Source organism: Pseudomonadales bacterium (assembly GCA_024234615.1).
Lineage (GTDB): Bacteria > Pseudomonadota > Gammaproteobacteria > Pseudomonadales > IMCC2047 > JAJFKB01.
Genome location: JACKNY010000001.1, coordinates 252,501 through 269,903 on the forward strand (window position 1 = coordinate 252,501; position 17,403 = coordinate 269,903).

Below are 17,403 nucleotides of genomic sequence, written 5' to 3' on the forward strand. Positions count from 1 at the left end.
GCTTGGGTCTGTAGCTCAGTTGGTTAGAGCGCACCCCTGATAAGGGTGAGGTCGGTGGTTCAAATCCACCCAGACCCACCAGATTTGTGTTATGCGTCGTTGTGAAGATGCTCATGTGCTACTCGCACACTACGCCTCTCCACGCCTAGCCTAACCCAAATCTCCTCATAAGAGGTGAGTGGTGTGGTTAGCACGAAACACAGAAAGCCTGTGAGAATACGTGTTAACACCGGGGTACCGGTAACATGCTCGGTTAGGATTTTTTGTTCTGGACAAGGCGCGTGACGCCTGAGAGAGGGAATGTACGAGCAGGTACATGACCGACCGAATAGGAGCGCGCCCAGCGGAAGTGCCCTGGGGGTGCAACGCAGGCCAGGGCAAAAAAGACAAGCGAGGGGCCATAGCTCAGCTGGGAGAGCGCCTGCCTTGCACGCAGGAGGTCGGCGGTTCGATCCCGCCTGGCTCCACCAAATTGAGTGATGCGGCGTTGCGAATTGGCTCACCTATTGTTAATAGGCTTCGCCCATCCGCGCCTTGCCTAACTCAATTTGGCTTAGTAAAGCCGGTTGGTTGAGCGGGATAGGTAGGAAAGGTCGGCTCAAGGATGAAAGTAAAAGGTTAGAGAAAAGATCTAAGTGATTGGGGTTGATGAATCATTTAGATCTGGTTTTTAACCAGGAACCGTAAGGTTCAATGCTCTTTAACAATATGGTTATGTGATAGCTTGTATGCAAGCGGCATGGAAATGACGAATCAGTAATGGTTTGAAATGACTGTGCAGTATGCAAACAAAACTTAACGAGAAGTTTAGCGACTTCTCAATGTTAAGGTAGTAATACGATTCTCTGAGTGTGTGCAAACACATTCATCAAGCGTATATCTGGCGTAAATGATCAACTCAAGACACTGTTTTGGGTTATATGGTCAAGCAATTAAGCGCATACGGTGGATGCCTTGGCAGCTAGAGGCGATGAAGGACGTGGTAACCTGCGATAAGGTTCGGTGAGGCGGTAAACAGCCTTTGACCCGGACATTTCCGAATGGGGCAACCCGGCATCATAAGATGTCATCGTGCACTGAATACATAGGTGTACGAAGCAAACGCGGGGAACTGAAACATCTAAGTACCCGTAGGAAAAGAAATCAATTGAGATTCCGTCAGTAGCGGCGAGCGAACGCGGATTAGCCCTTAAGCATTATTGTAGATAAGAGAAGGCTCTGGAAAGTGCCGCCATAGTGGGTGATAGCCCCGTATCTGAAATCTTAGATGGTGTGAAATCGAGTAGGTCGGGACACGTGTTATCTTGACTGAATATGGGGGGACCATCCTCCAAGGCTAAATACTCCTAGCTGACCGATAGTGAACCAGTACCGTGAGGGAAAGGCGAAAAGAACCCCGGAGAGGGGAGTGAAATAGATCCTGAAACCGTATGCGTACAAGCAGTGGGAGCAGACTTGTTCTGTGACTGCGTACCTTTTGTATAATGGGTCAGCGACTTAATTTTAGTAGCGAGCTTAACCGAATAGGGGAGGCGTAGGGAAACCGAGTCTTAATAGGGCGCATAGTTGCTAGGATTAGACCCGAAACCGGGCGATCTAGCCATGGCCAGGTTGAAGGTTGAGTAACATCAACTGGAGGACCGAACCCACGTCTGTTGAAAAAGACGGGGATGAGCTGTGGCTCGGAGTGAAAGGCTAATCAAGCCCGGAGATAGCTGGTTCTCCTCGAAAGCTATTTAGGTAGCGCGTCATGTATTGCCACTGGGGGTAGAGCACTGTTTCGGCTAGGGGGTCATCCCGACTTACCAACCCGATGCAAACTCCGAATACCAGTGAGTATGAGCATGGCAGACACACGGCGGGTGCTAACGTTCGTCGTGGAAAGGGAAACAACCCAGACCGTCAGCTAAGGTCCCCAAGTGCTAGTTAAGTGGGAAACGATGTGGGAAGGCTTAGACAGCTAGGAGGTTGGCTTAGAAGCAGCCATCCTTTAAAGAAAGCGTAATAGCTCACTAGTCGAGTCGGCCTGCGCGGAAGATGTAACGGGGCTCAAACTAGCCACCGAAGCTACGGGTTCATCTTAGGATGAGCGGTAGAGGAGCGTTCTGTAAGCCGTTGAAGGTGATTCGAGAGGGTTGCTGGAGGTATCAGAAGTGCGAATGCTGACATGAGTAACGATAATGGGGGTGAAAAACCCCCACGCCGGAAGACCAAGGTTTCCTGTCCCATGCTAATCAGGGCAGGGTGAGTCGACCCCTAAGGCGAGGCAGAAATGCGTAGTCGATGGGAAACAGGTTAATATTCCTGTACCTCTTATTATTGCGATGGAGAGACGGAGAAGGTTAGGCCAGCGCGGCGTTGGTTGTCCGCGTTTAAGCGTGTAGGCTGAGAGTTTAGGCAAATCCGGACTCTTAAGGCTGAGGCGTGATGACGAGCACTCATTTATGAGAGCGAAGTGGTTGATACCCTGCTTCCAAGAAAATCTTCTAAGCTTCAGGTAATAAGGGATCGTACCCCAAACCGACACAGGTGGTCAGGTAGAGAATACCAAGGCGCTTGAGAGAACTCGGGTGAAGGAACTAGGCAAAATGGTACCGTAACTTCGGGAGAAGGTACGCCACTGACGGTGAAGCATTTACTGCGTAAGCTGTTGGTGGTCGAAGTAACCAGGTGGCTGCGACTGTTTATTAAAAACACAGCACTCTGCAAACACGTAAGTGGACGTATAGGGTGTGACGCCTGCCCGGTGCTGGAAGGTTAATTGATGGGGTTAGCGTAAGCGAAGCTCTTGATCGAAGCCCCAGTAAACGGCGGCCGTAACTATAACGGTCCTAAGGTAGCGAAATTCCTTGTCGGGTAAGTTCCGACCTGCACGAATGGCGTAACGATGGCCACACTGTCTCCACCCGAGACTCAGTGAAATTGAAATCGCTGTTAAGATGCAGTGTATCCGCGGCTAGACGGAAAGACCCCGTGAACCTTTACTATAGCTTCACAGTGAACTTTGAACCTACTTGTGTAGGATAGGTGGGAGGCTTTGAAACGGTGACGCCAGTTATCGTGGAGCTGCCCTTGAAATACCACCCTGGTATGTTTGAGGTTCTAACTCTGGCCCGTTATCCGGGTCGAGGACACTGTGTGGTGGGTAGTTTGACTGGGGCGGTCTCCTCCCAAAGAGTAACGGAGGAGCACGAAGGTGTGCTAATCATGGTCGGAAATCATGAGGTTAGTGTAAAGGCACAAGCACGCTTGACTGCGAGACTGACAAGTCGAGCAGGTACGAAAGTAGGTCTTAGTGATCCGGTGGTTCTGTATGGAAGGGCCATCGCTCAACGGATAAAAGGTACTCCGGGGATAACAGGCTGATACCGCCCAAGAGTTCACATCGACGGCGGTGTTTGGCACCTCGATGTCGGCTCATCACATCCTGGGGCTGAAGCAGGTCCCAAGGGTATGGCTGTTCGCCATTTAAAGTGGTACGCGAGCTGGGTTTAGAACGTCGTGAGACAGTTCGGTCCCTATCTGCCGTGGACGTATGAGATTTGAGAGGAGCTGCTCCTAGTACGAGAGGACCGGAGTGGACGATCCGCTGGTGTTCCAGTTGTCTCGCCAGAGGCATTGCTGGGTAGCTACGATCGGACAGGATAACCGCTGAAAGCATCTAAGCGGGAAGCCCCCCTCAAGATGAGATCTCACTGATCCTTAAGGATCCTAAAGGGCCCTCGAAGACGACGAGGTTGATAGGCTGGGTGTGTAAGCGTTGTAAGGCGTTGAGCTAACCAGTACTAATTGCCCGTGAGGCTTGACCATATAACGCCAAAGCGGTGTTGTAGGGATAAAGCCAGATCAACAAGCACAGATATACGATAAGAGAAACGTATTGATCACATAGCCGTATTGTTAAAGTGCATTGTGCTCCTTCGCGGTGCGAAGGAGTGGCAAAGCACGAAAGGTTTTGCCTGACGACCATAGAGAGTTGGAACCACCTGATCCCATGCCGAACTCAGAAGTGAAATGACTCATCGCCGATGGTAGTGTGGGGTCTCCCCATGTGAGAGTAGGTCATCGTCAGGCTTTAAATTAAAACCCCAGCCGGTTAATTCCGGCTGGGGTTTTTTATTGGCGGGCAAAAATGATGGATAAACTTGTCTTTTGGTGGCACTACGTCTCAAGGGTAATTAGCTAATATTGCTTGTAGGTAGTGGGCTTTGATGTGTTGCCATTCCAGCTTAAACCAAGGTGTAAAAAACTCTGGCGTGGAATCAAGCTCATGATCTAAATTTTTCGGTGTGACATAGCGCCAAGCGGCGACTTCTTCCTTATTAGCACTAATAGGGTTGTCACAGTAGCCAATCAGCACATGACAAAGCTCGTGCTCGCAACCTTCGTTTAAATACCGTGCATGGTATTTAAACTTATAGAGGTATTTCGAGTTACATTCAAAACCCAATTCTTCGAAAATGCGGCGCTGTGCGGCCAGCTCGATAGACTCTGACTGGCGTGGATGGCTGCAGCAACTGTTTGACCAAAATAGTGGCCAAAGCGGCTTGTTGGCGCTACGTTGTTGCAATAATAATTCTCCGTTGCGATTAAAGACGAATAATGAAAATGCTCGGTGTAGTACCCCTTCCTTGGCATGGCATTCTTGTTTGGAAAGTGTGCCAATTTCTTGGTCGTCATCGTCGACTAATATGAGGAGGTCATTGTTATTGGAGGACATCGTTGATCGCCTATTCAAATTAAGCTTTACCTGTAATCTGAGTTGTCTGCCAGTTTAATTGTATTGTCCCGTTGATGCGAATAGAAATTATAAATCGGTTACAAAACACAAAAGCTGGGTGCTTTTTGTGGCGGTCGAAAATTTAGCGGTATGCTGATTTTTATCCAACCCATAGAATTGGCTTAGAAATTTTCAAGTAAACTATTCTTCGCGGGCAAACAGAATGCGTGGAAAATTCTTGCTATCATGGCAACTTTGTCGATTGCGTGAGTTGAAAGTGTGGAAATAAATCAAATTATCCATATTCTTGCCGACGGTGCTTTTCATTCAGGCGAATCACTGGGTTTGCGCTTGGGCGTGAGTCGCGCCGCCATATGGAAACAAATGAGTCAGTTAGAAAAGCTTGGTTTGCAGGTGTATTCAGTAAAGGGAAAAGGTTATCGTCTCGCTAATAGCATTGAGCTTTTGTCTGAGCCGTTGATTCGAGCGCATCTTAGTCATCGAGAGGCGGAGTTATTTAGCTGCATTGACATTCGCTCGGAAGTTGCTTCGACAAATGATCAGGTGAAGATGCAAGCTGGAGCTTCAGCAAAATTTCCGCAAGTCTGTCTTGCTGAGCGGCAAAGCGCGGGCCGTGGGCGCCGTGGTAGGACTTGGGTCAGCCCTTACGGTACTAATATCTATATGTCGCTGGCATGGGACTTTCCTGAGCTGACAGGAGCATTGGATGGGTTAAGTCTCTGTGTGGGAATCGCAGTTGCTGAGGCTATTGCTGATTTAGGTGTTGAAGGGGTTGGTATGAAGTGGCCTAATGATTTGCTATATCGGCAACGTAAGTTGGCGGGGATTTTGTTGGAGTTAGAAGGTGAGCTGTCTGGTCCAATGCAGGTGATTATCGGTATTGGAGTCAATGTGGAAATGACTCAAAGCCAAGGGGTGGATATTGATCAGGAGTGGATAAGTCTTGCAGAAATCACAGCAACAAAAATATCCCGCAATTTGTTGGTGGCCAAAATACTGAGCCAACTAGCAAACACGTTACCGAGATTTCAAGCAGGTGGATTTATTGACTTTCGAGAGAGGTGGCATGAATTAGATGCGTTACTTAATCAGCCAGTGGTGTTAAGTATGGCAAATAAAGAGGTTACAGGGTTCTCGCGGGGCGTTACGCAAGACGGGGAGTTGCTGATTGAGGATAATGTTGGGGTACGTGCATATCGAGGTGGTGAAGTAAGTCTTAGGGTAGCAGAATGATCTTGGAAATAGATGCCGGGAATACGGCGATAAAATGGCGTGTGATCAACAGAGATGGTGCTGTGGTGTTAGCCGCTAAGCGGCTGCTGTTGGCTCAAATTGTTGAGTTGAAGAAAGCAATAATTGGTCTTGAGATCGAAAATGCTCGAATTGCCTGTGTTGCGGGAGAGGATGTTAGGGATGAATTGAGTTGTTGGGTAAAGGAGGGTTGGGGGGTTACACCGGGAATTGCCCGGACGCAAAAGAGTTTTGCTGGGTTGACTGTGTCGTATTCAGATCCACAGCGACTAGGTGTTGACCGATGGTTGGCGATGTTGGCAGCGCACAAAGATTGTGGTAAAGCCGTTTGCGTAATCGATTGCGGAAGTGCTATAACCGCTGATTTTGTAACAGCGGATGGGTTACATCAGGGTGGTTATATTGTTCCCGGTCTGAGGCTAATGAAAAAAGCTGTGTTGGGTGATACTCGCCAAATTAGCATGACGGGCGGACAGTTGGAAAATCGAATTCATTGGGGAAAAAGTACGGACGAGGCGGTTAGTTTTGGTATTTTCCGTATGGCGGTTAAATTTTTAGAGTCAATATTTACGGAAATAAAACAAAGCGATACAAATTGCCGGGTTTATATTACTGGTGGCGATGCTGATCAGATTAAACCCATGCTGAGGGTAGTAGAGGATTTGGATATAGTTTGGTCCGCAGATTTAGTGTTCGATGGCTTGGCTGTTGCTTTACCCTAAAACTTAATGTGCAACTTTAACTAAAATATTAGGGAACGAATGCGCTGGATATTTTACACATTAATTGCTCTCAATCTTGGCTATTTTGTTTGGCAAGTAGTGGTAACGAGCAAGGCGCGTACCGTTATTTCGCCCCAGCTGAATGCGCAAGCGAATTTGGATGGCTCAATCAAACTATTGGCGGAGGCGAGAGAACAGATAAAGCCAGGAGTGCAGAATAAAAATGAAGAGTCGGTGAATTTAATTGCAGCTGCTCCCGATCCCGTCAAGGGGGGGGATGCTGTCGGCGAGGGGTCCCAGTGCGACCAGTTTGGGCCTTTCGTTGATGAGCGCTCTCTCTCGCTTTTTGTTAACTTTCTGCTGGGTTTAAAACTCAAGCCACAAGTGTTTAAAGAAAGCCTAGTGTTGGAGCCGTTTTATTGGGTTTACCTAACGCCGTTAGAATCGACTTTGCGAGCTTTGGAGATAATGAGCGAGCTGAAAGCCGAGGGTGTGGAGGCCTTTCTGATCAGCGAAGGCGAGTTAAAGGATGGTTTGTCTTTAGGAGTTTATCAAGATGAGGCCGCTGTAGGTGCGTTGCGTAGTACGATAGAAGAATTAGGGTTTGAGATAGAAGTACTCAAAAAATCAAGAAGTTATGAAGCTGGGTGGGTTCAGTTGCAGCGAAAAGACAGGGAAAACGGTGGCGCAGAATCTTTAATCAAGGTGCGCGAGCAATACCCTCAGGTTAAGTATCGCCAAAAAGTTTGTAAATCAGTTGCTTCGGTGGGTTAGTTCTACTAAAATTGCGCCCCTAAAATTTCAACCTTGCATCTGTTAAGCCTCCTTAGCTCAGTTGGTAGAGCAACTGACTTGTAATCAGTAGGTCATCCGTTCGACTCGGATAGGGGGCTCCAGCTGTTTTATGCTGTTTGATGGCGCTGTGTTGGTTGAATGGCTGGTTTGGTTGTTCGGTGTAAATCGATGCGAATCAACAAATAATGGAGGGGTTCCCGAGTGGCCAAAGGGATCAGACTGTAAATCTGACGGCTCAGCCTTCGAAGGTTCGAATCCTTCCCCCTCCACCATTAATTAAAGATTTAAGAAGAGTGGCTACGAGCCGGTGGAGTCACGATAGAAATGACTTTGCGTTAGGCAAAAAAGGGATTTTGGTGGTTGTAGCAAGACGCAAGTTATACTGCGGGTATGGTTCAATGGTAGAACCTCAGCCTTCCAAGCTGATGATGCGGGTTCGATTCCCGCTACCCGCTCCAGTATTTACTGAAAGTAGGGTGCTGGTATTTGGTTGCTGAAAATGTGTGATGACATAAGGCTCATATAGCTCAGTCGGTAGAGCACTTCCTTGGTAAGGAAGAGGTCACCGGTTCAATTCCGGTTATGAGCTCCACATTGTAGGAAATGAACGGCTTGTTAAGCGTAAATGTTTTTAAAGTTAAGAGAAGATAGAAGAGGCTAATCATGTCTAAGGGTAAATTTGAACGGAACAAACCGCACGTTAATGTGGGCACAATTGGTCACGTGGATCATGGTAAGACGACGCTGACAGCGGCGTTGACGCGAGTGTGTGCGGAGACCTGGGGTGGTACTGCAGTCGCGTTTGATGGTATTGATAATGCGCCGGAAGAAAGAGAGCGCGGTATTACGATTGCGACCTCCCACGTAGAATATGATTCGCCAAAGCGTCACTATGCTCACGTTGACTGTCCTGGGCACGCGGATTATGTGAAGAACATGATCACGGGTGCAGCGCAGATGGACGGAGCGATTTTGGTCTGTTCGGCCGCGGATGGTCCGATGCCCCAAACCCGTGAGCACATACTGTTGTCGCGTCAGGTTGGCGTTCCCTATATTGTCGTGTTCTTGAACAAAGCGGACATGGTTGATGATGAAGAGCTGGTCGAGCTGGTTGAGATGGAAGTACGTGAGCTGTTGGATCAATACGATTTTCCGGGTGATGATACTCCTATTATTGTGGGTTCAGCCTTGAAGGCTCTGGAAGGTGATACTTCTGATATTGGCATGCCGGCAGTGCAGAAGCTGGTTGAAACGTTGGACGAATACATTCCTGAGCCGGAGCGTGCGATCGATCAGCCGTTTTTGATGCCGATAGAAGACGTGTTCTCGATTTCTGGTCGTGGCACGGTGGTTACGGGTCGAGTTGAGCGTGGTGTGGTTAAGGTGGGAGAAGAGATTTCGATTGTTGGTATTAAAGAGACCACCAAGACGACCTGTACCGGTGTTGAGATGTTCCGTAAGTTGCTGGATGAAGGTCGAGCTGGTGAAAACGTTGGAGTTCTGTTGCGTGGTACTAAGCGTGAAGAAGTAGAGCGTGGTCAGGTATTAGCGAAGCCGGGTTCGATTACGCCGCACACCAAGTTTGAAGCGGAAGTGTATGTTCTGTCAAAAGACGAAGGCGGCAGACACACACCTTTCTTCAAAGGGTATCGTCCGCAGTTTTACTTCCGTACCACGGATGTCACGGGCGCTTGTGAATTGCCGGAAGGTGTCGAGATGGTGATGCCGGGTGATAACATTCAGATGACAGTGACTTTGATTGCGCCGATTGCGATGGAAGATGGGCTGCGCTTTGCGATTCGTGAAGGTGGTCGTACTGTTGGTGCTGGTGTCGTTAGTAAAATTATCGAGTGATTCTTGGCCGATAAAGGCCCTTTCGCTAGCGGTTAAACGGGTGAAAACCGGTTTAACCGCTTTTATGTGTTTATAGGCCAGTAGCTCAATTGGCAGAGCAGCGGTCTCCAAAACCGCAGGTTGGGGGTTCGATTCCCTCCTGGCCTGCCATTAACGAATTAGCTATATGATAAATTCGTCAGTGGCAAATGTTGAAATTGCTAGTTTTTAAAGCCGAAGGTGCGTGTTCAATGAGTGCTAAATCATCAACTCCTGCTGAGACTTCCAAGTTTGACGTCTTGAAGTGGGCGGTCGTTATTACGCTGGTGGCAGTTGGTGTGGCAGGTAATGCGTATTACGCTGAGCAATCCTTGCTGTATAGAACTCTGGGCCTGCTGGTGTTGGCGATTGTTGCCGGCTTTGTGGCGTTACAAACGGCTAAAGGGAGCGCGCTATGGAAGTTGTTGAAAGAAGCGCGCACTGAAATTCGGAAAGTGGTTTGGCCAACTAAGGCTGAGACCAGACAGACCACTTTAATTGTCATAGCGGTTGTGATTGTTGTGGCATTGCTGTTGTGGGCGCTGGACTTGCTGTTAGGTTGGATAGTATCTGGAATTATAGGTTAGGAGACAGAACTGGTGGCTAAACGTTGGTATGTCGTACATGCGTATTCTGGATATGAGAAGAAAGTGATGCGCGCTTTGCAGGAGCGCGTAAAGCTGTATGAAATGGAAGACCATTTCGGTGAAATACTTGTGCCAACGGAAGAGGTGGTGGAGATTCGTGCTGGGCAAAAGCGTAAAAGTGAGCGGAAATTTTATCCGGGTTACGTTTTAGTGCAGATGGAGATGAATGACGAGACTTGGCATTTGGTGAAATCCACGCCGCGCGTAATGGGTTTTATTGGCGGCACGGCAGACAAGCCTGCGCCTATTACTGAAAAAGAGGCTAACGCAATATTACAGCGTGTTCAAGATGGTGTGGAGCAGCCGCGTCCTAAAACCTTGTTTGAAACAGGGGAGATGGTGCGAGTTGTTGACGGCCCATTTGCCGATTTCTCTGGTGTGGTAGAGGAAGTGAATTACACCAAAAGTAGATTGCAGGTGGCGGTGACCATTTTTGGTCGTTCGACACCTGTTGAGCTTGACTTTAGTCAAGTGGAAAAGGCCTAGGTGTATCGTTTCGACGGTATATCTCTGGGTGTATTTAACCGGGGAGCTTGAAATTTATTGTTCAGTCAGATGCTGGTAAGAACATGAAAAGTAAAGCGTTATTACCCAAAGGAGAAAATTAATGGCTAAAAAAATACAGGCTTATATCAAGCTACAGGTGAAGGCAGGTCAAGCGAATCCTAGTCCGCCAGTTGGACCCGCCCTGGGTCAGCACGGCGTAAATATCATGGAATTTTGTAAGGCGTTCAATGCTCAGTCGCAAAGTATGGAGCAAGGTATGCCAATTCCGGTGGTGATTACGGTATACAGTGATCGTAGTTTTACCTTTATTACCAAGACTCCCCCAGCCTCTATTCTGTTGAAAAAAGCAGCTGGACTTAAAAGTGGCAGTGGTCGGCCTAATACGCAAAAAGTTGGCAAAGTGAGTCGTGCTCAACTGGAAGATATCGCCAGCACTAAGATGCCCGACCTAACAGCGGCAGATATGGATGCAGCGGTGCGTACTATTGCGGGCAGTGCGCGCAGTATGGGTATTGAAACGGAAGGAGTTGAGTAATGGCTAAATTAAGCAAGCGTGCAAAAGCTATTAACGAAAAGCTCGAGCAAAATAAATTATATCCTTTTACTGATGCGGCAAGTCTGTTGACCGAGCTGTCTACCGTCAAGTTTAAGGAGTCAGTGGATGTGGCCGTAAATCTGGGTGTTGATGTGCGTAAATCGGATCAGGTTGTGCGCGGCTCGACTGTGTTGCCTAACGGTACAGGAAAAGATGTGCGTGTTGCGGTATTTGCGCAGGGTGCCAATGCGGACAAAGCAAAGGCCGCCGGTGCTGAAATAGTTGGTATGGACGATTTGGCGGCGGAAATTAAAGCGGGCAAACTGGACTTTGATGTGGTGATTGCAACGCCTGATGCGATGCGAGTGGTGGGCACTTTGGGCCAAGTTCTTGGGCCTCGAGGTTTGATGCCTAACCCAAAGGTTGGCACAGTCACGCCAGATGTTGAAACGGCGGTTAAAAATGCAAAAGCTGGACAGGTTCGATTCCGTACAGATAAATCGGGAATCGTTCACTGTTCTATCGGAAAGGTTGGCTTTTCCCCGGAAGCGCTTAAGCAAAATGTTGAAGCTTTAATCGCTGATCTTAAAAAACTTAAGCCTGCCAGTGCGAAAGGTGTTTATGTTAAACGCGTTTCGGTTTCCACTACCATGGGGCCGGGTATTCAGATCGATCAAAGCACTTTAGAAATTTAATTGGGCCGGTTAGCGGCCTAAAGCAGAACTTTGGGGTTGCCGCTGTTTAGCGCAGGGGTGGCTGTCAAAGACCGCAGGTGCAAAAGTGGCTGGTAAAGTACTTTAGCTTAAAACCCCAACCTGCGCAGATGGTGTGACGCGATACGGCTGTATGGTGTCACCGGTAATGCCCGGATAGCTGGATGAATAAAATGGCTTATTCGGGGTAATGTAACCGTTGGGAACCCCCAACAAATTATAGGAGTAATGCAAGTGGCATTAAGACTCGAAGACAAAAAAGCAATTGTCGCTGAAGTCAATGAAGCTGCTGGTAGCGCTCTGGCTGCTGTGTTGGCTGATTATCATGGCCTCACAGTTGAGCAAATGACTGACCTGCGCAAGCAGGCGCGTGCGTCCGGTGTTTATTTGCGTGTTGTGCGCAATACATTGCTCAAACGCGCCGTCGAAGGTACTGAGTACGAGTGTATTCAATCAGCTCTTACCGGTCCTACGATTCTGGCATTTTCGCAAGAAGATCCAGGCTCAGCGGCTCGTCTGGTTCAAGGTTTCGCCAAAGAGAATAAACAGCTCGAAGTGAAGGCGTTATCTGTGGGCGGTAAACTATTAGCAGCAGATCAAATTGATGTGCTGGCTAAGTTGCCGACCAAAGATCAGGCGATATCCATGCTGATGAGCGTGATGCAGGCTCCAGTTGCTAAGCTGGCGCGTACCCTTAACGAAGTGCCTGGCAAGTTGGTGCGTACAATGGCGGCAGTTCGTGATCAGAAACAAGAGGCGGCTTAGATTAAGCGGCTATTCATTTAACGGTTTTAATTTGTTAGGAGATTGGAGTCATGGCTCTATCTAAAGAAGATATTTTAAATGCAATTGCTGAAATGAGCGTGATGGATGTAGTTCAGCTGATCGAAGCAATGGAAGAAAAGTTTGGAGTGTCAGCGGCAGCAGCTGTTGCGGCAGCTCCTGCAGCGGCTGCTGGTGATGCTGGTGCGGCGGCAGTAGAGCAAACTGAGTTTGACGTTATTCTAACCGCCGCAGGCGAGAAGAAAGTTAACGTTATTAAAGCGGTTCGCACTATTACCGGTCTTGGTTTGAAAGAAGCCAAAGATATGGTAGACAGCGCACCTTCTACAGTTAAAGAAGGTGCCAGCAAGGACGAAGCGGAAGAGATTAAAAAGCAGTTAGTTGAAGCTGGTGCGAGCGTAGAGCTTAAGTAATTGCCAGTCGTTGAATAGTGCTTTTTAGTCCATTGGCTGGCAGTGCGAAGCGCTGCCAGCCTTTTGCCGTTGCTAAATGCAGTAAAAGTACAGGTGTCGGTTATAGTGAATAACCGCAAGCCAAATTAAATTTCCAACTGCCCTGAGGTTGACTTTCAGTATCAGGGTTTACTGGAAAGCTAGTGACAAGATCGAGGAATACTGATGGCTTACTCATATACAGAGAAAAAACGCCTTCGTAAGGAATTTGGTAAATTACCAACAGTTATGGATATCCCCTATTTATTGGCGATCCAGCTGGACTCTTACCGAAGCTTTTTGCAGCCTGATAGTTCGGCTGAAAACCGCGTTGAGGTTGGATTGCAGGCCGCATTCCAATCGGTTTTCCCAATTACCAGCTACTCTGGTAGTGCCGCGCTGGAATACGTTTCTTATGCGTTGGGTGTGCCAGCATTCGACGTCAAGGAATGCCAGCTCAGAGGTGTGACCTATGCGGCCCCGCTAAGGGTGAAAGTGCGGTTAGTCATCTATGATCGCGAGTCATCCAATAAAGTCGTGAAAGATATCAAAGAACAGGAAGTCTATATGGGCGAAATGCCCTTAATGACGGATAATGGAACCTTTGTGATTAATGGCACCGAGCGTGTTGTGGTGTCCCAATTACACCGTTCTCCCGGTGTATTCTTCGATCATGACAAAGGTAAAACCCATTCATCGGGTAAGCTGCTCTACTCTGCGCGAATTATACCCTACCGTGGTTCTTGGTTGGATTTTGAGTTCGACCCGAAAGACAGCGTATTTGTTCGGATTGACCGACGTCGGAAATTGCCAGCGACCATTTTGTTGCGGGCGCTAGGTTATACAGCAGAACAAATTCTCTCAATGTTCTTTGAAAACAGCGTTTTCCATATCAGTAAAACTGGCTATAAACTCGAGCTGGAAGCGAACCGGCTGCGTGGTGAAACGGCAACTTTTGATATCCGTGATGCCAAAGGGGGCATTATCGTAGAGGCGGGGCGTCGTATTACGGCACGACATATTCGCGAAATTGAAAAGACTAAAACTAAGAAGTTGGAAGTTCCACGAGAGTATCTATTTGGTAAGGTGCTGGCGAAGGATATGGTTAACCCTGAAACGGGTGAGATTATCTGTGAAGCTAATGCCGAGATAACCGATGAGATTCTGGTGCAGATAGAAGCGGCTGAGATCAAAATGATCGAAACGCTCTACACTAATGATCTTGACTGTGGTCCTTTTATTTCAGACACATTGCGCAATGATTCTTCGAGAAATCAGCTCGAAGCACTGGTTGAAATTTACCGTATGATGCGCCCAGGTGAGCCACCCACAAAAGAGTCGGCAGAAAACCTATTCCATAATTTATTCTTTACTGCGGAACGTTACGACCTGTCAGCGGTTGGCCGTATGAAAATGAATCGTCGTATCGGACGAGAGGACGAGCAAGGCCCTGGAATTCTTTATGATGGGCATTATTTTGGTCAGCGCAATGATGAGACCTCGAAAAATCTTGTCGCGGAAAATGGTCAGTGGTCAGACGTAATTGATGTGTTAAAAACCCTGATTAATATCCGTAATGGTTTTGGTACGGTTGATGACATTGACCATCTGGGTAACCGTCGTGTTCGTTCTGTTGGCGAAATGGCAGAAAATCAATTCCGTGTAGGGTTGGTGCGAGTGGAAAGGGCTGTTCGTGAGCGCTTAAGCACGGCTGAATCTGAAGGCTTAATGCCGAAGGATATGATCAATGCTAAACCTGTGGCGGCCGCCGTCAAAGAATTTTTCGGCTCGAGCCAGCTATCCCAGTTTATGGATCAAAATAATCCCCTCTCTGAAGTGACGCACAAGCGTCGCGTATCGGCGTTGGGACCGGGTGGTTTGACGCGTGAACGCGCTGGGTTTGAAGTGCGTGATGTGCATCCAACACACTACGGTCGAGTCTGTCCGATTGAAACACCGGAAGGGCCGAATATTGGGTTGATTAATTCGTTAGCAGGATATGCGCGTACCAACCATTATGGCTTTCTTGAAAGTCCCTACCGTAAGGTGGTCAATGGCAAGGTGACCGATGAAATTGAATACATCACGGCAATTGACGAAGGCGACTATGTTATCGCGCAGGCAAGCGCGGCGGTAGATGGCAAGGGTAATTTGACCGACGAGCTGGTTCAGGTGCGCCATCAGAACGAGTTTACGGTAAAACCGCCAGAAGCGGTTAACTTAATGGATGTTTCTCCGCGTCAGGTGGTCTCCATTGCGGCATCTCTGATTCCGTTCCTGGAACATGATGATGCGAACCGCGCCTTGATGGGTTCGAACATGCAGCGTCAAGCTGTACCGACTTTGCGTGCAGAAGCACCCTTGGTTGGAACCGGGATGGAGCGTTTTGTTGCGCGCGACTCGGGTGTCTGTGTTGTGGCAGATCGTGGTGGCGTGATTGACAGTGTTGATGCTGCGAAAATTGTGGTGCGAGTGGCGGATGCAGAAACAGCGTCGGGTGAAGCGGGTGTTGATATCTATAACCTGACTAAATATACCCGGTCTAACCAAAATACCTGTATTAACCAAACACCCTTGGTGCGCCAGGGTGAAAAAATCGCCCGTGGTGATATCCTTGCCGACGGCCCTTCTGTGGATATCGGAGAATTGGCGTTAGGGCAGAATATGCGCATTGCGTTCATGCCTTGGAACGGTTACAACTTCGAGGACTCGATTCTGATCTCTGAGCGTGTCGCTCAGGAAGATCGTTTTACCACTATCCATATTCAGGAATTAACCTGTGTCGCACGTGATACCAAGTTAGGTTCTGAGGAAATTACCGCAGATATTCCCAATGTCGGTGAAAGCGCGCTGGGGAAACTGGATGAGTCGGGCATCGTTTATATCGGTGCGGAAGTGAATCCGGGCGATATTCTGGTGGGTAAGGTGACGCCAAAGGGTGAAACCCAGTTAACGCCAGAAGAAAAGTTGCTGCGCGCTATTTTTGGCGAGAAAGCTTCTGACGTAAAAGATACCTCTTTACGTTGCAAAACAGCGATGTCTGGTACGGTTATTGATGTGCAGGTCTTTACTCGTGATGGGGTGCCGAAAGACCCCCGGGCACTTTCTATTGAAAAGAGCATGCTGGACGAGTATCGCCAGGATTTAGATGAAGAGTATCGTATCGTCGAAACCGCAACCTTTGAGCGTTTAATGCAAACCATGGTAGGTAAGTCGGTTGAAGGTGCTCCAGGTTTAAAGAAGGGCGATAAGTTAACGAAGGAATATCTGGGTGAACTGGCCAGAGAAAGTTGGTTCAAAATTCGGGTGACTGATGAGAAGGCGGCGCTGCAGTTGGAAAAAGCAGAATCGTTGTTGGCTGATCGTCGTGAAGAGCTCGATGAAAAGTTGGAAAACAAAAAACGCAAGTTGCAAACGGGCGATGATCTTGCTCCGGGCGTACTCAAAATTGTAAAAGTTTATCTGGCTACCAAACGTCGTATTCAGCCAGGCGATAAGATGGCGGGTCGTCACGGAAACAAGGGCGTTATTTCAGCCATTATGCCGATTGAAGATATGCCTTATGACGTCAACGGTAACCCCGTTGATATCGTGCTTAACCCCTTGGGTGTGCCGTCTCGTATGAACGTTGGACAGGTGCTTGAAACCCATCTTGGTTTAGCGGCAAAAGGTATCGGTGAAAAAATAGATGCCATGCTTAAGGCGAATGCCAAAGCTGCTGAAATGCGTAAACTGTTGGAGCAGGTTTATAACAAGCTTGGCGGTCGGGAAGAGAACCTGAAGGAGTTTAACGACGAAGATCTAATGGAGATGGCGGGCAATTTGCGTCGTGGTGTACCTATCGCGACACCCGCATTTGATGGTGCTGCTGAGTCTGAAATTAAGGCCATGCTGAAGTTGGCGGACTTGCCGGAAAGCGGTCAGATCACTCTGTACGATGGCCGTACTGGTGAGGAGTTTGATCGTCAGGTAACGGTTGGCTACATGTATATGCTGAAACTCAATCACCTGGTTGATGACAAAATGCATGCTCGTTCCACTGGCTCGTACAGTCTGGTAACGCAACAGCCGTTGGGTGGTAAAGCCCAGTTTGGCGGACAGCGTTTTGGGGAGATGGAAGTTTGGGCGTTGGAGGCTTATGGCGCGGCTTACACCTTACAGGAAATGTTAACGGTGAAATCCGACGATGTGAATGGCCGTACGCGCATGTATAAAAACATTGTCGATGGCGATCATCGTATGGAACCAGGCATGCCGGAGTCCTTTAACGTACTGCTAAAAGAAATTCGCTCACTCGGTATTGATATGGAGCTGGATAATGATTAAGCAGTCTCGGGCTGCAAAGGTGAGTACATAGGTTTTGCCGAGCTGTCCTAAACACCGTTGTTCGGCTAACTCGTTGAATC

12 protein-coding genes, 7 tRNA genes and 2 rRNA genes are annotated in these 17,403 nt (G+C 48.3%); 20 read left to right on the plus strand and 1 reads right to left on the minus strand.

Features of this window, described 5'->3' with window-relative positions; translation table 11 throughout:
• The first annotated feature begins 4 nt into the window (after positions 1-4).
• From H6995_01175 to rrf, 4 genes are all read left to right on the plus strand, one after another.
• Positions 5-81 (plus strand) — tRNA-Ile (locus tag H6995_01175).
• Between the two features lie 313 nt (positions 82-394).
• Positions 395-470, plus strand: a tRNA-Ala gene (locus H6995_01180).
• Between the two features lie 445 nt (positions 471-915).
• Positions 916-3,826 (plus strand): 23S ribosomal RNA (locus H6995_01185).
• 132 nt (positions 3,827-3,958) lie between these two features.
• Positions 3,959-4,074 (plus strand): 5S ribosomal RNA (gene rrf / locus H6995_01190).
• Positions 4,075-4,168: 94 nt separating this feature from the next.
• Here the strand turns inward: rrf and idi are convergent.
• Positions 4,169-4,720: an isopentenyl-diphosphate Delta-isomerase gene (gene idi / locus H6995_01195; protein ID MCP5213608.1), complete on the minus strand. Its 552-nt coding sequence runs from the start codon at positions 4,718-4,720 to the stop codon at positions 4,169-4,171.
• A gap of 279 nt (positions 4,721-4,999) precedes the next feature.
• Here idi and birA point away from each other — a divergent pair, with 279 nt between their 5' ends.
• The 16 genes from birA to rpoB all read left to right on the plus strand — a co-directional run bounded on the left by birA (position 5,000) and on the right by rpoB (position 17,323).
• The gene (gene birA / locus H6995_01200; GenBank protein ID MCP5213609.1) at positions 5,000-5,974 is read left to right on the plus strand and encodes a bifunctional biotin--[acetyl-CoA-carboxylase] ligase/biotin operon repressor BirA; all 975 of its coding nucleotides are present in this window, start codon (positions 5,000-5,002) and stop codon (positions 5,972-5,974) included.
• Positions 5,971-6,714 (plus strand): type III pantothenate kinase, encoded by a 744-nt coding sequence (locus tag H6995_01205; GenBank protein MCP5213610.1) that lies wholly within the window; start codon positions 5,971-5,973, stop codon positions 6,712-6,714. The genes birA and H6995_01205 overlap by 4 nt, the downstream gene beginning before the upstream one ends.
• Positions 6,715-6,753: 39 nt before the next feature.
• Positions 6,754-7,488: a hypothetical protein gene (locus tag H6995_01210; GenBank protein MCP5213611.1), complete on the plus strand. Its 735-nt coding sequence runs from the start codon at positions 6,754-6,756 to the stop codon at positions 7,486-7,488.
• A gap of 46 nt (positions 7,489-7,534) precedes the next feature.
• Positions 7,535-7,610: transfer RNA gene (locus tag H6995_01215), tRNA-Thr, on the plus strand.
• 86 nt (positions 7,611-7,696) lie between these two features.
• Positions 7,697-7,781: transfer RNA gene (locus H6995_01220), tRNA-Tyr, on the plus strand.
• A 112-nt stretch (positions 7,782-7,893) separates the two neighbouring features.
• Positions 7,894-7,967 (plus strand) — tRNA-Gly (locus H6995_01225).
• Between the two features lie 58 nt (positions 7,968-8,025).
• A tRNA-Thr gene (locus H6995_01230) sits at positions 8,026-8,101 on the plus strand.
• A 71-nt stretch (positions 8,102-8,172) separates the two neighbouring features.
• Positions 8,173-9,363 carry an elongation factor Tu gene (gene tuf, locus H6995_01235; GenBank protein ID MCP5213612.1) on the plus strand — a complete coding sequence of 397 codons (1,191 nt, stop codon included), beginning with the start codon at positions 8,173-8,175 and terminating at the stop codon, positions 9,361-9,363.
• Between the two features lie 74 nt (positions 9,364-9,437).
• Positions 9,438-9,513, plus strand: a tRNA-Trp gene (locus H6995_01240).
• An 80-nt stretch (positions 9,514-9,593) separates the two neighbouring features.
• Entirely contained in the window at positions 9,594-9,968 is a 375-nt protein-coding gene (gene secE, locus H6995_01245; GenBank protein ID MCP5213613.1) for a preprotein translocase subunit SecE, read from the plus strand.
• A gap of 12 nt (positions 9,969-9,980) precedes the next feature.
• Positions 9,981-10,514, plus strand: a complete 534-nt coding sequence (gene nusG / locus H6995_01250; protein MCP5213614.1) for a transcription termination/antitermination protein NusG — start codon at positions 9,981-9,983, stop codon at positions 10,512-10,514.
• A 121-nt stretch (positions 10,515-10,635) separates the two neighbouring features.
• Complete coding sequence (rplK, locus tag H6995_01255) at positions 10,636-11,070, plus strand: 50S ribosomal protein L11 (protein MCP5213615.1); 435 nt, start codon at positions 10,636-10,638, stop codon at positions 11,068-11,070.
• On the plus strand, positions 11,070-11,765 hold the full coding sequence (gene rplA, locus H6995_01260; protein MCP5213616.1) for a 50S ribosomal protein L1: 696 nt from the start codon (positions 11,070-11,072) through the stop codon (positions 11,763-11,765). Before rplK ends, rplA begins: the two co-directional genes overlap by 1 nt.
• Before the next feature lie 252 nt (positions 11,766-12,017).
• A complete protein-coding gene (gene rplJ, locus H6995_01265; GenBank protein ID MCP5213617.1) occupies positions 12,018-12,548 on the plus strand; it encodes a 50S ribosomal protein L10 in 531 nt (176 codons plus the stop codon).
• Positions 12,549-12,598: 50 nt separating this feature from the next.
• On the plus strand, positions 12,599-12,979 hold the full coding sequence (gene rplL, locus H6995_01270; protein ID MCP5213618.1) for a 50S ribosomal protein L7/L12: 381 nt from the start codon (positions 12,599-12,601) through the stop codon (positions 12,977-12,979).
• 204 nt (positions 12,980-13,183) lie between these two features.
• On the plus strand, positions 13,184-17,323 hold the full coding sequence (gene rpoB / locus H6995_01275) for a DNA-directed RNA polymerase subunit beta (GenBank protein MCP5213619.1): 4,140 nt from the start codon (positions 13,184-13,186) through the stop codon (positions 17,321-17,323).
• Positions 17,324-17,403: the final 80 nt, after the last annotated feature.

Bases quoted from the DNA above. Each gene is read 5' to 3' on its own strand.
- H6995_01210 (MCP5213611.1), top strand. From the start codon at position 6,754: ATGCGCTGGATATTTTACACATTAATTGCTCTCAATCTTGGCTATTTT.
- rplK (MCP5213615.1), top strand. From the start codon at position 10,636: ATGGCTAAAAAAATACAGGCTTATATCAAGCTACAGGTGAAGGCAGGT.
- idi (MCP5213608.1), bottom strand. From the start codon at position 4,720: ATGTCCTCCAATAACAATGACCTCCTCATATTAGTCGACGATGACGAC.
- H6995_01205 (MCP5213610.1), top strand. From the start codon at position 5,971: ATGATCTTGGAAATAGATGCCGGGAATACGGCGATAAAATGGCGTGTG.
- secE (MCP5213613.1), top strand. From the start codon at position 9,594: ATGAGTGCTAAATCATCAACTCCTGCTGAGACTTCCAAGTTTGACGTC.
- rpoB (MCP5213619.1), top strand. From the start codon at position 13,184: ATGGCTTACTCATATACAGAGAAAAAACGCCTTCGTAAGGAATTTGGT.
- rplA (MCP5213616.1), top strand. From the start codon at position 11,070: ATGGCTAAATTAAGCAAGCGTGCAAAAGCTATTAACGAAAAGCTCGAG.
- rplL (MCP5213618.1), top strand. From the start codon at position 12,599: ATGGCTCTATCTAAAGAAGATATTTTAAATGCAATTGCTGAAATGAGC.
- tuf (MCP5213612.1), top strand. From the start codon at position 8,173: ATGTCTAAGGGTAAATTTGAACGGAACAAACCGCACGTTAATGTGGGC.